The organism is Chitinophaga eiseniae, from assembly GCF_900167135.1.
GTDB classification, from domain to species: Bacteria; Bacteroidota; Bacteroidia; order Chitinophagales; family Chitinophagaceae; genus Chitinophaga; species Chitinophaga eiseniae.
Map to the genome: position 1 here is coordinate 1,698,422 of NZ_FUWZ01000002.1, position 15,773 is coordinate 1,714,194.

Annotated in this window: 10 protein-coding genes; 9 read left to right on the forward strand and 1 reads right to left on the reverse strand. The window is 49.9% G+C overall.

The window, feature by feature from the left end; translation table 11 throughout:
• The first annotated feature begins 48 nt into the window (after positions 1 to 48).
• The 7 genes from B5D63_RS16645 to B5D63_RS16675 all read left to right on the forward strand — a co-directional run bounded on the left by B5D63_RS16645 (position 49) and on the right by B5D63_RS16675 (position 12,136).
• Positions 49 to 2,454, forward strand: a complete 2,406-nt coding sequence (locus B5D63_RS16645; RefSeq protein WP_078669901.1) for an ABC transporter permease — start codon at positions 49 to 51, stop codon at positions 2,452 to 2,454.
• 28 nt (positions 2,455 to 2,482) lie between these two features.
• Positions 2,483 to 4,876, forward strand: a complete 2,394-nt coding sequence (locus tag B5D63_RS16650; RefSeq protein ID WP_078669902.1) for an ABC transporter permease — start codon at positions 2,483 to 2,485, stop codon at positions 4,874 to 4,876.
• Positions 4,877 to 4,888: 12 nt separating this feature from the next.
• The gene (locus B5D63_RS16655) at positions 4,889 to 7,297 is read left to right on the forward strand and encodes an ABC transporter permease (protein WP_078669903.1); all 2,409 of its coding nucleotides are present in this window, start codon (positions 4,889 to 4,891) and stop codon (positions 7,295 to 7,297) included.
• Positions 7,298 to 7,373: 76 nt separating this feature from the next.
• Entirely contained in the window at positions 7,374 to 8,039 is a 666-nt protein-coding gene (locus B5D63_RS16660; RefSeq protein ID WP_078670345.1) for an ABC transporter ATP-binding protein, read from the forward strand.
• Positions 8,040 to 8,193: 154 nt separating this feature from the next.
• Positions 8,194 to 9,546, forward strand: coding sequence for a TolC family protein (locus B5D63_RS16665; RefSeq protein ID WP_159456053.1), 1,353 nt, complete (start codon positions 8,194 to 8,196; stop codon positions 9,544 to 9,546).
• Between the two features lie 23 nt (positions 9,547 to 9,569).
• Positions 9,570 to 10,934, forward strand: coding sequence for an efflux RND transporter periplasmic adaptor subunit (locus B5D63_RS16670; protein ID WP_078669905.1), 1,365 nt, complete (start codon positions 9,570 to 9,572; stop codon positions 10,932 to 10,934).
• 173 nt (positions 10,935 to 11,107) lie between these two features.
• Positions 11,108 to 12,136: an NAD(P)H-dependent glycerol-3-phosphate dehydrogenase gene (locus B5D63_RS16675; protein WP_200817011.1), complete on the forward strand. Its 1,029-nt coding sequence runs from the start codon at positions 11,108 to 11,110 to the stop codon at positions 12,134 to 12,136.
• Positions 12,137 to 12,151: 15 nt separating this feature from the next.
• On the opposite strand, the gene B5D63_RS16680 is transcribed toward B5D63_RS16675, so the two are convergent.
• The gene (locus tag B5D63_RS16680; protein ID WP_078669906.1) at positions 12,152 to 12,430 is read right to left on the reverse strand and encodes a hypothetical protein; all 279 of its coding nucleotides are present in this window, start codon (positions 12,428 to 12,430) and stop codon (positions 12,152 to 12,154) included.
• Positions 12,431 to 13,101: 671 nt separating this feature from the next.
• On the opposite strand from B5D63_RS16680, the gene B5D63_RS16685 reads away from it, so the two are divergent.
• Complete coding sequence (locus tag B5D63_RS16685; RefSeq protein WP_078669907.1) at positions 13,102 to 15,378, forward strand: glycosyltransferase; 2,277 nt, start codon at positions 13,102 to 13,104, stop codon at positions 15,376 to 15,378.
• Positions 15,323 to 15,745 carry a response regulator gene (locus tag B5D63_RS16690; RefSeq protein WP_078669908.1) on the forward strand — a complete coding sequence of 141 codons (423 nt, stop codon included), beginning with the start codon at positions 15,323 to 15,325 and terminating at the stop codon, positions 15,743 to 15,745. Before B5D63_RS16685 ends, B5D63_RS16690 begins: the two co-directional genes overlap by 56 nt.
• The last annotated feature ends 28 nt before the right edge of the window (positions 15,746 to 15,773 follow it).

Below are 15,773 nucleotides of genomic sequence, written 5' to 3' on the forward strand. Positions count from 1 at the left end.
ATCTACGCGCCCTGTTTTATTTTCTAACTTTTAAACCAACGATGTCTCATGTTTACAAGCTATCTCAGGATTGCCTGGCGGAATTTATGGAAGCAGAAGGTATTTGCTGCAGTAAACGTGGCCGGCATGAGTATCGCTATCTGTGCGGCGCTGCTGCTATCCCTTACCGCCTACAAGGAGTGGAGTTATGATGATTTTCAACAAAAAAGGGATCATATCTATCAGCTGTACCGGGAAGATCATCGAACAAACGGCACACACATCTCCAAAAGCTTTTCGGAACCTATGGCCGGAGTGCTACGGAAAGAAGTGCCGGGTGTAAAACATGTTACCCGTATCGGAGGCGATAACTTGTTCGTACGGTACAAAGATAAAAGTATCTATCTCGATGTGCAGATGACGGATCCTGACTACCTGCAGATGTTTTCCTTCCCTTTGCAGAAGGGGAACGCTCATACCGCGCTGGACCGGCTGGACCAGTTGGTGCTTACCCAGGGGGCTGCCGCATCGCTTTTTAGCCAGGATGACCCTATCGGCAAAACGGTGGAGATAAATATCGGAGATCAGTGGAAACCTTTCGTCGTTTCAGCGGTAGCGGACAACATACCAGACAACTCCTCGATTTCTTTTGAAGCACTGATAAGGTTTGAGAACGTAGAAGACTATGCAGCGATCCGTAACGACTGGCATACTTCCTCTTATCCTGTTATGCTGGAAGTGGCGCCTGCTGTTTCAATGGCCACACTACGTAAAGACCTGGTGCCGGTAGCGCACAAATATATGGGAGACCTCATCAAGGACCTGACGGGCATGGGGGGAACGCCTGATGAAGACGGGGAGTTCCTGCGTATCCGGACAATACCGCTGAAAGACCTGCATCTTTCTCCCTACAGCGTTTTTGGTACCGGACTGAATCCCTTTTATCCCTGGATGATGCTGATGCTGGCCTGCCTGATCACCGGTATTGCCTGTGTTAATTTTATCAACCTGTCTATCGCCAGATCGTTTACCCGTGGCAGTGAGATAGGGCTGAGGAAAGCGCTGGGCGCCATGGACAGGCAGCTGATGCTGCAGTTTTGGAGCGAAGCCTTCCTGCTGTGTTTTATTTCGTTGCTGCTAAGCCTGTTGCTGGCCACGCTGCTGTTGCCCTACTACAATGCCACTTTCAAACATGACCTGAGTTTCCGCCTCTTCCAGAACGGATGGCTGATATTGGGCACTGCCGCTACTTTCTTTGGGATAACGCTGCTGGCCGGTGGTTATCCGGCGTGGAAGATAGCCAGGGTAAATATCATACAGGTGCTGAAGGGAAAGCTGAACCTGAGCGGGAGCGGCGGCGTGCGTAACGGCCTGATTGTTTTCCAGTTTATGGTGGCGGCCCTGCTGATCAGCTGTACTGTTATTATCTGGCAGCAGCTCAATTTCATACGTGCCACGCCGTTAGGATACAATACTACGCAGGTGATCAGTATTCCTGTTGGAAATGCCCCGCAGCAGGCACTGACGGCGATACGTAACAGGCTGGCATCTGAACCTTCGGTGGAGAGCATTACCGCCAGCACCCTGAACCTGGGCATCGGTAAAGACGGATCTTCCGGCAACTGGACACTCGGCTTTGATTACAAAGGCAATCACGTCAATACCCAGGCGATGGTGGTAGATTACGATTATGCTAAAACGTTAGGCCTGACGTTGCTCGCCGGCCGCGATTTTTCCCGTCAGTATGGCGCCGACACTACCGGCGTGGTGATCAACGAGCAGATGGCTAAACAGCTGGGAGAGAAAGACCCGCTGAATATTGTATATAACGCCAACGGTAATGACTATCATGTGATTGGCGTGGTAAAAGACTATCACTTTGAATCGCTGCGTAAAAAGATAGAACCCCTGATGTTGTCCATATCGGCATCGGCGCGGAAGAGTTATCTCTTTGTAAAAGTAAATACTAACCATCCGGCGGCTACCATGGACCGTATCAGCGCTATCTGGAAAGAAATAGATCCGCTGACAAAGAGCGACCCCAGTTTCCTCGACGAAAACACAGACCGGCTCTATCGGCAGGAGGCCCGTTTCTCAAAAATCTTCATGAGTGGCGCGGTACTGGCCATCCTTATCTCCTGCATGGGATTGTTTGCCATCGCCGTGCTGGTGATGGCGCAGCGCCGTAAGGAAGTAGGTATCCGCAAAGTGCTGGGTGCTTCTGTGAGCAGTATCGTGATGCTGTTGTCGAAAGATTTCCTGAAACTGGTACTCATAGCCGTACTGGCGGCAACGCCCGTCTCCTGGTACCTGATGCAGCGGTGGCTGAACGGGTTTGCACTTCATGTGGAAATCCAGTGGTGGATGTTTGCCGGTGTTTGCGGGTTGGCTGTGCTGATTGCCCTGGCGACTACCAGCCTGCAAGCTGTCAAAGCTGCGCTGGCCAACCCGGTAGAAAGCCTGAAAGTAGACTAACGATTAACTGATTATAAACAAATGCCCGATGTGGAAAAACTATTTTAAGATAGCTGTTAAGAACCTGCTCAAACGCAAGTTATATGCAGGTATCAATGTTTTCGGACTGGCTACGGCTATCGCTTGTTTTATATTATTATCCCTATACCTGGAAAATGAATGGACGTATGACCGGTGGTATAAAAACGTGACGGAGTTGTACCGCTTGCGTATGGACTATGGCGAGAAAGGAGAGAAACCGGTTCAGACGGCCCTGACCCCCAATATCCTGGCGACGGCCATTAAAGACCAGCCTGAGATAGAAAAGGTTGTACGTGTGTACCACCGCGATGTAAGCATCCGGTATGAAGACAAAAACTGGAACGAAAAGCGGTTCCTTTATGCCGATGCACCTTTTTTTCAGCTGTTTTCTTTTCCGCTGAAATCCGGTAATGCCGCAACGGTACTGAGTGGCCCCGATATGGTGGTGATATCAGCGTCTATGGCAAAAAAATATTTCGGAGATACCGATCCTGTGGGTAAGATACTGCTGATCAATGGTAAACGTTCTTACCAGGTGACAGGCGTTGCGGCAGATGCTCCTTCCAATACACATCTCAAGTTCGATTTTGTGGCCAGCTATAGTACGTTGCAGCTGAAAGAATACTGGGGTTCGGCTAACTATTATACTTACGTGCAGGTGCAGCACCCGGCGCAGCTGGAGAGTCTCCAGGCGAGCCTCACCGCGCTGGCACGGCAGCAGCTCAGCGATGAAGAGCTTAACAGCGGCGCTTCGCTGAACTTTGTGCCGGAACGTATGGCAGACATCCACCTGCACTCTGTAGCAGCTGACGTCACCGAAGAAAAAGGAGATATGCGCTACAATTATATTTTCGCGCTGATAGGTGGAATGCTGTTGGTCATCGCCTGTGTTAACTTCATGAACCTGGCCACGGCACGGTCTACCGAACGAAGCCGGGAAGTAGGGGTGCGTAAGGCGCTGGGCGCGCAGCGGGGGCAGCTTTTCTGGCAGTTTATGATGGAGTCTGCACTGCTGACCGGCATTGCGTTAGGCATCGGGCTGTTGCTGGCTAAACTGCTGCTGCCTGCTTTCAACCAGCTGGCGGACGTACACTTGCAGATGGGCGGCACCAGTGGTTACCGCCTCTACCTGGTACTGGTGATCGTTTTCTTCCTTGTTTCCTTCGTGACGGGAATTTACCCTGCGTTGTTCCTGTCCGGCTTCAGACCGGTGCAGGTGTTGAAAGGATCGCAGACCGCCACGCCCCAGGGCCGCGGTATCCGTCAGTCGCTGGTGGTGTTCCAGTTTGCAGCTTCTATTTTCTTCATCATCTGTACACTGGTGGTACAGCAGCAGATGCAATATATACAGCATAAAAAACTGGGCCTGGACCGCTCGGAGGTATTGGCGCTCAACGGCTTCAAAGCTGATGCGCAGGTGCTGGAAGCTTTTAAGGGACGTCTGCTGCAACTTTCCGGGGTGACACATGTTACCGCTTCGGCCGAATCGCCGGTAGATATCCAGGGCGGCTACAGCATAGACCATATTGAAGGCAGACCGGCGTCTTATGCGCTTAACATCAACGCGCTGCCAATAGAAAAAGACTATTTGAAAACGCTGGGCATCAACCTGTTGTCCGGAGAAGACCTGACGCATGCCGATATTGCTGACATCCTGAAAGAACCTTCCGAAGAACGGGCATATCATTTTTTCCTGAACGAGACAGCAGTCAAAAAGCTTGGATGGACGCCGGAAGCCGCTGTAGGCAAACGGATGATGCTCAACGGACGCCAGGGGACCGTAAAAGGTGTGATGAAAGATTTCCACTTTACTTCCATGAAAAGCAAAATTGAGCCTATCGTGGTATTTCCTGAATACGACTGGTTCCAGCAGATCTATATAAAAACAGGCGGAAGTGACAAACAACAAGTGATTGCCGCTATCGGAGCGCTTTGGAAAGAAGTGCAGCCGGCAACACCGTTTGATTATCATTTCCTGGACGACGACTTCAACCGGATGTATAAATCAGAGTACCGGGTGGGCGCTGTGCTGGGTGTTTTCGCCACACTGGTAATGATAGTGTCCTGCCTGGGTTTACTGGGACTGGCCGCGTTGACAACGCAGCAACGTACGCGGGAAATAGGTATCCGTAAAGTATTGGGCGCCTCCGTGACCAATGTGGTGGCCATGTTGTCGAAAGACTTTATCAGGCTGGTGGTGATAGCATTGGTGCTGGCTGTGCCTATAGCCTGGTATGCAGGCCATAACTGGCTGAATGCTTTTGCCTACCATGCTTCCCTGAGCATGTGGCTTTTTGTGGCAGCCGGCGCGCTGGCCATCGTGGTAGCCCTGCTGACGGTCAGCCTGCAGTCGTTGAAAACAGCCACCATGAATCCTGTAAAAAGCCTCAGGGCAGAGTAAAAAAAGAAAGTGATGCTTAGAAACTATTTTCTTGTAGCCATCAGGAATATATGGCGTAATAAAGTCTTCTCCCTGTTGAATATCATGGGATTGGTGACAGGTATCAGCGCTGCACTGGTGGTATATCTCGTTGTATTTTACGAATCGGGGTTCAACAAAGCGGTCGCCGATAAGGACCGTATTTTCCGGGTAGTGTCTACGATCAGTTTTTCAGGAGACAGTATCAAGAATAACGGTGTGCCCGTTCCCGTTATAACGGTGGCGAAAGAGAATGTGCCGCAGGTAGAAAAGGCGGTGGATTTTTTTATCAATAATACGACTGCCCGTATTACCGTTGAAGGCAAAGACTTTAAGAACAAAGAAGACGTCATTTTTGCGGACAAGGGATATATGGACATGCTGGGATACGAGTGGCTCGGCGGAGATGCGGCCACCGCTTTATCGCAGCCGCTGTCAGTAGTGCTTACGCAGGAGCGCGCCCGCGTTTATTTCCCTAACACGCCGGTAGCGCAGGTGCTGGGAAAGCAGGTCCTTTACGATGACAGCATCAGGGTTACGGTCACCGGTGTGGTGAAAGACCTGGCTTACGATACAGATTTCTGGTTCAGGGAGATGATTTCGCTGCCTACGCTGCAAACCAATGCCACGTTAAAGGAAATTTACCTGGGCGACAACTGGCAGAGCATCAGCTCTTCCACCCAGTTGCTGGTTAAACTCCGTCCCGCCGCCAGGCCGCAGGATGCGATCGCTATACTGGATAAGTATATATCGCAACACGACACAAAGGATTTTACGACGGAGCTGTCGCTGCATCCGCTGAGCGATCTGCATTTCGACACCGGCTTCGAGGCCTACCGCCGCACCGCGAGCAGAAAGCAGCTCGATATTCTTTCCATGATAGCCGTGGCTTTACTGGGGCTGGCGGTCATTAATTTTGTGAACCTGACAACAGCGCAGGCCTCCCGCAGGGCGAAAGAAACCGGTATCCGGAAAGCGATCGGCGGCACCACCGGGCAGCTGATCAAACAGTTCCTCGGGGAAACGATGATTCTTACACTGCTGGCAGCTGTTCTGGCGTTGTTGCTGGCACCGTTGCTGATCGTCAGTTTCCATGCTTTCCTGCCGGACGATCTGCCCGTGGCACAATTGTATACGGCGCCGGTGCTGTCGTTTTTATTCCTGCTGGCGGCAGGGGTGGCGCTCATCGCCGGAATTTACCCGGCCTATGTGCTGTCGCGGTTCCAGCCGGTAGTCGTGCTGAAGTCCAATACAGGGCATCGCGGCGGAAAAGTGTGGGTTCGGCAGACATTGACGGCGGTACAATTCACCGTAGCGCAGTTTTTTGTCATCGCCACGCTGATTGTCGGCAAACAAATTAATTTTTCCCTGAATAAAGACCTGGGCTTCCGGAAAAACGCCATTCTCAGCGTTAACACGCCGCGGCGCGACCCCGACCAGTCCAAACGCAGGCAGCTGGAGGCGCGGGTAGCTTCCCTGCCGGAAGTGGATATGGTCAGCCTGTCGGCCAACACACCGGTTATCAGCGGTACGGAATCCACTATTTTGAAGTACAACAATGGCCGTCAGGAAGTAGATAAGACAGTCGAAGTGCGTTATGGCGACAGTAACTACCTTCCGCTGTACCAGCTTCGTTTGCTGGCAGGCAGGAACATTGCCACCACGGATTCTGTGCGCGAGTGGCTGCTGAATGAGAAAGCGGTGGCGGCTTTTGGCTTTAAAAGGCCGCAGGATGCCATCGGACAGGTGATAGAAGGACATCCGGTGGTGGGGGTGGTGGCCAACTTCAGTGCGGCCAGCGTACGCAGTGAGATCCCCGCCATGGCCATTGGCAGCGAAGCGCTGAAACGGCACCGGGTGTTGCATGTGCGGCTGCGCAGTCCCGGTGAAGATGGCGTAGTCTGGAAAAACGCTATCGCCGGTATAGAGAAAGCCTGGAAGGATATTTATCCGCGGGAGGAATTCAGCTATGAGTTCCTCGATAAAACCGTCGCAAATATGTACAGGCAGGAGCAGCGGATGAGCAACCTGTTGAATTGGTGCGCCGGTCTGGCTATTTTTATCAGTATCCTCGGATTGTTAGGCCTGGTTATTTTTACCACCGACCAGCGCACCAAAGAAATAGGTATCCGCAAGGTGCTGGGGGCCACCGTGTGGCAGGTAGTCCGTATGCTGACGACCGACTTTATGAAGCCGGTACTGGTGGCGTTCCTGCTGGCCATCCCCTTGTCGTGGTGGGTGATGAGCCAATGGCTGCAATCTTTTGTTTACCGTACCGGTCTTACCTGGTGGGTGTTCGCTGCCGGTGGCGTAATCATGGTCCTCATGGCCCTGGGCGCCATGAGCCTGAAGACAGTGCGGGCAGCCCTTAGTAATCCGGTCCATACTTTAAAAACTGAATAAAAAGATCCGGTGAAATGAACTTATATTGCTTCACCGGAAAATTGTAAGCAAGTCTAAATTTCAAAAAAAAGTTATCATGATAGAACTGCAGAAAATATCCAAGCATTACCCGGTAGGATTTGGTAAAAACGAGATCCTGAAAGACGTCGACCTGACGATCAGGGAAGGCGAATTCGTGTCCATTATGGGCCCTTCCGGATCTGGTAAATCAACCTTGCTGCATATTCTGGGGCTGCTGGAAGAACCTTCTGCCGGGCAATATCTCTTTCAGGGAGAACGGGTAGACAAAATGAACGAGAAAAAGCGGACGCAGTTGCACCGCGGTGCCATTGGTTTTGTGTTTCAGGCTTATCACCTGATCGATGAGCTGACCGTTTACGAAAACATTGAGACCCCGCTGCTATATAAAAACCTTTCCGGTTCTGAAAGAAAGAGCAAGGTGGCGGATGTGCTGGACCGGTTTAATATGGTGGCCAAAAAAGACCTTTTCCCCAATCAGCTCTCCGGCGGCCAGCAGCAGCTGGTGGGTATCGCCCGCGCCATCGTGGCTGAACCGAGGGTGATACTGGCAGACGAACCTACCGGCAACCTGCATTCGGACCAGGCGAAGGTGATCATGGAACTTTTTAAACAACTCAATGACCAGGATAAAATAACCATTGTACAGGTGACCCATTCTGACCTGAATGCTACTTACGGCAACCGGATTATCCAGATCCGGGACGGGTATATACAGGGATAACGACAGATGGTGTTCTTAATCAGTATTAATCTCCAAAAAAAAGATTATGTTGTATACGCATGGCGTTGGGTATGACACCATACCTAACAAAATTTTGCCTTCTATCAAGAAGCGAGGAAAACTATCCTTACATTTATTATATTTTTGGCCTGTTATGAGACTATCCCAAATCGCAGGATTTTTCCTGTTCTTCTGCATGTTTGCTAACATAACCCCGGCTGTGGCGCAGGATACGTGGAGTTTGAAACGCTGTGTGGACTATGCTATGGAACACAGCATCACTGTGAAACAACAGGAGGTGCAAAAACGGCTCGCAGAGCTTACCCTGCAACAAAGCCGCCTCAGTATGATACCCGGCTTCTCCGGCAACGTCAGTGCAGGGTATTCCGATGGTCGTATCGCCAGCATCCAGGATAACGCCTATATCAATCAGTCCGTTTTCAATGCCAGTGGTTCGCTCAATATGAGAGGTGACTTGTTTAACTGGTTTTCCAAACAGAATCAGATAGCCGCTAACAGGCTGGATGCGGAATCCAATAGCTTTCTGCTGCAAAAAGCCCGGAATGACCTCGCTTTCAATGTTGCAACAGCATTTCTGCAGATCCTGCTGAAAGAAGAGCAGGTGAAAGTAAACGAGGTGCAGGCAAAACAAACTTTGTCCAACCTTGAAAATACCAAAAAACTGGTGATCGCCGGCTCTGTTCCGGAAAGTAATCAGGCCGACCTGGAAGCGCAACTGGCGCAGGACAGCACTAATCTGGTGACCGCCAAGAATGACGTAATTTTGGCTATCTTGCAGATGAAGGCTTATCTGAACCTCGGTTTCGAGATTCCTTTTGTACCGGAAATCCCGGAGAACATCGCCACACTGTCGATGACGCCTCTCGGCGAAATGGACCCGGAAATGGTGTATAGCGCCGCGCTGACCACCTATCCGCTGGTGAAATCCGATGAGCTCAGGATCAAAAGTGCAGACAGGGCCTATCGTGCAGCGAAAGGACAGCTGTACCCAACCTTGTCCCTGGTGGGTGGGCTCTCTACCAGCTACGCCAACAACTTCTATGACCGTGACGGAAAGCTGATCCCTTTCAACAAACAGCTGGATAATACCTTCGGTAAAAATATCGGGCTGAGTCTGGGCATTCCGCTGTTCAGCGGCTGGCAACAAAGAACCAATGTAGCAAAGGCAAAAGTAAATGTGTATAACTTAGAACTGAGCCGTGATCTTGATAACCAGAAACTGCGGCAGGACATCTATACCGCCCATGCCAACGCAGTGGCCGCCCTGCAGAAATTCAACGCTTCCTCTACCGGCGTAATGGCCGCCCAAAAAGCGTATGACTTCGCCACCAAGCGGTTTAACCTTGGATTAATGAACACCATTGATTATATCACAACGCAAACCAGATTGTTCAAAGCCCAGATTGATAAAGTCTCGGCCCAGTACGACTATATTTTTAAAATGAAATTACTGGAGTTCTACCGGGACCAGAGAATATCCCTGTAGATAGCCGGGAAATAAATTGCTTTATGAAGAAGAATAAAAAGACCCTCATTTGGATCACGGGCATATGTTTACTTGTTATTTTGCTCATTGTTTTAAAAGCAGCAGGTGTTATCGGCAAAGAAGAAGCACTGAATGTAGCGGCAGACAAAGCGGAAAAGAAGAACATCATTGAGGTGGTGACCGCCAGTGGCAAAATTTATCCCGAAATAGAAGTAAAAGTAAGCTCCGACGTATCGGGTGAAATTACTGAGCTGACAGTACTCGAAGGAGATTCTGTGGCTAAAGGCCAGGTACTGGCCCGTATTTACGGAGATATCTACGGTTCTATGGTAGACAAAGCCATGGCTTCCGTTAGCCAGTCACAGGCACAGCTGGCCAACACAGCTGCAGCGCTCAATTCCTACAAAGCCCGCCTTGACCAGAATAAGGCCGCTTATCTTCGTAATAAAGAATTGCTTTCCCAGAAAGTGATCTCCCGCTCTGAGTTTGAAACCAGCGAAGCCACCTTCCTTGCTTCCCAGGCGGATTACAACGCAGCGGTGCAACAGATCAACAGTAGCAAGTTTGGCGTGCAGAGTGCACAGGCCAATCTGAAAGAAGCTAATAAGAACCTCGGTCGTACCACCATCGTAGCTCCTATGAACGGTATCGTTTCCCTGCTGAATGTAAAGAAAGGGGAACGCGTGGTAGGTACCGCCCAGATGACCGGTACCGAAATGCTGCGTATCGCTGATCTGAGCCGCATGGAAGTACAGGTAGACGTAGGAGAGAACGACGTTCCCAAAGTAAAATATGGTGATACCGCCATCATCGAGGTAGACGCCTATAACAACCGTCGTTTTAAAGGGGTGGTGACCCAGATCGCCAGCTCCAGCAAAGGCGCTGCTACTGCTACCACTACCACTGCCTCTTCAGCAGAACAGGTGACCAGCTATATTGTGCATATCCGCATCCTGCCGGAATCCTATGCCGATCTGATAAATCCTGCCCGTCACAAATCATTTCCTTTCCGTCCCGGTATGAGCGCCAGCGTGGATATACAGACCCGCCATGAAAACAACGTGCTGTCTATCCCCATCAATGCAGTTACTACCCGCGACACTGACTCGACCAAGAAAGCGGAGAAAAAACCGGAAGATACCAATACCAATAAGAACGCTGCAGAGCTGAACGAAGTGGTGTTTGTATTGCAGAAAGACAACACCGTGAAAATGGTGCCTGTAAAAACCGGTGTGCAGGACGATGCCAATATCCAGATCCTGTCCGGTTTACAGGAAGGGGACCAGGTGATCAGCGCTCCTTACAGCGCCGTGTCCCGCACGCTGAACAACGGGAAGAAAGTAAAGGTGGTGCCTAAAGACAAACTTTTTGAAGGGCAGAACAAGTAGTCACGCAAAGACGCTAAGCAGCAAAGACGCTAAGTTTTTTTAAGACTGATAAGAAAACAAAGGCGGGAGATCAAATCGATCTCCCGCCTTTGTTTTCTTATTTATTTTCTTAGCGCCTTTGCTGCTTAGCGCCTTTGCGTGCCGGATTTCCTATCTTGCGTAAAATTAGCATTGTGAGCAAGGAGAATCGCATTGGTATTATTGGCAGTGGCAGTTGGGCCACTGCATTGGCCAAGATACTGACAGACAATGGACAGCATATCCACTGGTGGATCCGCAATGAAGATACCATCCGGCATATGCAGCAACGTCATCATAACAAACATTACCTGACTTCTGTGTATTTTGATACCAGCCTGTTATCACTCAGCAGCGATGTGCGTGCTGTGGTGGCAGCCTGTGATGAGCTGGTGCTGGCGGTTCCTTCGGCGTTCCTGACAGACGTGCTGGAGCAGCTGCCTGCTACGGCGCTGGAAGGGAAGAAGGTGATTTCGGCCATTAAGGGATTGGTACCGGGCAATAATCAACTGATCAACGAGTACCTGGAGGAACGTTTCCAGCTGCCGTCAGCGCATTATTTCACGATCACCGGGCCTTGCCATGCGGAAGAAGTAGCCAATGAAAAACTCTCGTACCTCACTTTCTCGGGGGTACATCAGGAGGCCGCACAGGCTATCGCTGATAAGTTTACCGGCAGCTATTTACAGACGATCGTCAATACAGATATGATTGGGGTGCAGCTGGCAGCGGTGATGAAAAATATCTATGCGCTGGGAGCGGGGATTGCGCACGGACTGGAATATGGCGATAATTTTCTGAGCGTATATATCACCAACTGCTTCCGGGAGATGCAGGCTTTCCTGGAGCAATACGAGGCACAGAAAGCGGAGCAGCGGGGCAGCGAGCCTATGGTGCACAACTACAGCGCCAGCGCCTACCTGGGCGACCTGCTGGTAACCTGTTATTCCCTGCACAGCAGGAACCGGACTTTCGGAAATATGATCGGGAAAGGCTACTCTGTTAAAGCTGCCCAGCTGGAGCTGAATATGATTGCAGAAGGGTATTATGCCAGCAAATGCATGTATGAAATGAACAAGGAAATAGGGGCGGTAATGCCGGTTGCCCAGGCGGTGTATGCCGTATTATGGCAGCAGGTGCATCCGTCTGAAGCTTTCCTTTCGCTCGAAAAAGGATTTATCTGACATGAGGACTGACGACTAGTAGTCGTCATAGTCCTCATAATTATCTTCCCCCACTTTTACAATGGCTTTTACTTTGGGAAAATACTGTTTGATAAGGGCAGCTATTTTCTCAAAGAGATAGTCATCTAATTTAGGTCCTTCATAATATTCCACTTCATTGGTCTCGTCAGAAATGATGTATTCTGTAACTGTCTGATCTACAATTGCCAGGAATCTTCTTTCTTTGGCTACTTTCCGGATGTTGATTTTAGTGGGGACTCCATCCACGTTGAGGGTACATGCAATATGTCGCATAAGCGCGGTAAGGTTTTATAATGAATAGATAGATTTTGATCCAAGTAAATCGCCGATACAATAAAAAATCAAAAAAAGAAGTGTGTTAATCTTTGGTTAATTGGGTCTGATATGGTTATGGATTTAAAAATAAACAAGTTTGGACAATTAACAAAATTGTATACATTTTTTCATTTTTTAGTAATATATTGATTGATATTATTTACAAATAAAACATCTTTGTTCCCCGCCCTCCCCCAACAGCCGCTGCCATTACAGATCTCCCCTGGTAGCAGATATATGACGCATTGTTCTGCCTTTTTTTCTGCTGAACATGTATGCCGGACATAATGTGACATGTGTTTTCAGTGAACACCTGAGGCCCTTTCTCGCGTTGTACAGCCTGCTGATAACAGGCCTGTTTGCCTCCCGCCCGTTGGCGAGGTAAACAAATAATTTACAATTATAATAATAAATAGATATTTCAAATGTTAATCACTTCTAAACGCCGGACAAAAATATTTTCCCCACAGGGGAAAAAGCGGGATAAACATATGGGGAATATTTTCTACAGTTTTGGTTTGATGAATCCGGTAAAACGCAGCAGTCAGGCGTTGGATTGATATTTGAAAAGCTACATCCCGGACTGCCCAATGGGTCCGTTGTGAATGAAAGCCTTAAATTTTTGACCAATGACTAAAAACTTGCTTTTTGTATCATCTTTTCCGCCCCGTGAGTGCGGCATCGCTACATTTGCGCAAGACCTGATCAACGCGCTGGACAAAAGTTTCGCCGGGAAACTAAATATTGAAATCTGTGCACTGGAAGAATCGGGAAAACCATGGGGGAGCAAACAAGCTCCGGTCACGTATACCGTTAATCCTTTCGATATAGACAGCTGCATCGCTTTTGCGCAGCAGGTCAATGAAAACAGTAAAATAGACCTGCTCTGCTTTGAGCACGAATTCGGCCTCTACGGCGGCGAATACGGGCATAACCTGCTCGCCATGCTGTCGCTGCTGGACAAACCTTTTATCGTCCGTTTTCATACCGTACTGCCTTACCCTGATCAGAAATGCCTGAAGGTGGTCAGCCTGATCGGCGCCCTGGCCACCAAGGTGACTGCCATGACCCGCTCGTCGGTTGATCTGCTGCGTGATGTATACCAGGTGCCGGCAGATAAAATCGTCCATATTCCGCATGGCACCCATGCCCATATCATCGACGATGTGAATGCCCTTAAAAAACAATACGATCTGGAAGACAAGCTGGTGCTCAGCACCTTCGGCCTCCTGAGTGAAAATAAAGGGCTGGAAACGGGTATCAGGGCCATGAAAGAGATCGTCAGAACATATCCCGATGCCATCTATCTTATTTTGGGTAAAACGCATCCTGTCATCGTAGCCCGCGAGGGAGAGCGCTACCGCGAACGATTGGAAGAGATGGTAAAGGAACATCAGCTGGAAAACAATGTACGGTTTGTTAATACCTATCTCTCTCTCGAGACCTTACTGGATTATTTGTCACTGACGGATATTTACCTTTTCACCTCCAAAGATCCCCATCAGGCTGTCAGCGGAACTTTTGTATACGCCATGAGCGCAGGTTGCGCCGTTATTTCCACGGCTTTTGTGCAGGCAAAGGAAATGCTGGACGAAAACTGTGGCTGCCTGATCGATTTCAACAATGCGGAACAGCTTGCCCGCGCAGCTATGACGCTGCTGGGCGATCCTGAACTGCGGCGCACGATGAGCCGCAACGCCATCGAAAAAACACGCAGCTCTATCTGGGACAACGTGGCCATCGCACATATGGCCATGTTCAGCGAAGTGCTTGATGACAGCAAAGTGACCATGCCCAATCTGCCGGCGCCTTACCTGGACCATGTGGACCGGCTGACAGATGAACGGGGCATGCTGCAGTTTGCCCGTTACGACGTGCCGGACCCGGCCCACGGTTATACCCTGGACGATAATGCCCGTGCACTCATCGCGCTCTGCATGTACACTACCGCCATCAAACCCAGTACCTTCGCGGATTCCCTGATCCGTAAGTATATCCGTTTTATGGCCTCCTGCCGTAAACCGTCCGGCCGCTTCCTTAACTATGTGGACAAAGAAGGGAACTTCACCGGCCAGAATGAGGACGTGAACCTGGAAGACGCCAACGGCCGCACCGTATGGGCGCTGGGATACGCCCTTTCCTGCCACCGGGTCCTGTCTTTCGATATGATACAGGAACTGCTGTCTCTCTTCAGGCCCTGCCTGCGGTGGATAGACAGCCTCTCTTCCCCGAGGGCTATCGCTTTTGCCATCAAAGGACTCTTTTATTTCCAGCAATACCGGAAAACCGAACAGGTCGCAGACCTGCTCCATAAATTGGCCTCGCGATTGCAGGGATTATATACGGCAGAAGCAGATGATGACTGGAAATGGTTTGAATCGAGCCTTACCTACGGTAATGCCGTACTCCCCGAAGCCATGATGCTGGCTTTCCAGATGACCGGAGTGCCTGCTTACCGCAAAACTGCGGAAGAAAGCCTGGCGTTTCTTTGTGGCAAAACCTTTACTGATAGCTATATGAAAGTCATCAGCAATAAAACATGGTACCATAAAAATATGCCCCCTGCCAATGAAGCAGGTGGTGAACAATCTATAGAAGTGGCATATACCATGTTAGCTTTGGACACTTTTTATAACACCACTAAAAACCATTTGTACCTGGAAAAAATGCGCGTCGCCTTCAGCTGGTACCTGGGGAATAACCATCTCAAGCAATTGGTCTATAATCCCCTTACCTACGGATGCTATGATGGACTGGAACGTAACAATGTTAACCAGAATCAGGGCGCCGAATCTACGGTGTGCTATCTGATTGCCCGTCTTTTGATGGAACAATGGAACAAACACAAATATGTTACAACCAAAAAAGACAACCGTGAACCGGTCCGGATCGGGTTCAGCGGATGAAATAAAAAACGGACCGAGTATCCTTATTATCGATGATGAACCGGACATTTGTCGATTGTTGCAGTTGACCCTCGTCAGGCATGGCTATGAGGTTAAATACGTCCATGCGCTGACTGAAGGACTGCTGCACCTGCGGTGCCACCAGCCGGACCTGCTTTTCCTGGATATCCATCTTCCGGACGGATCGGGGCTGGACGCATTGCCGGTCATCAGAAAAGAATGCCCTGGTTTACCGGTAATAACCATTAGTGCCTATGACAACGGGATGGAGAAACAAAAAGCGCTGAGCGCGGGAGCTACCTTCTTTTTACCCAAGCCTTTCAGCGTAAAACATGTCGATGAACTGATAGGCAGCATCAGGCACTAGCCGCCACGAGCCGGGATTTATTTAGTAA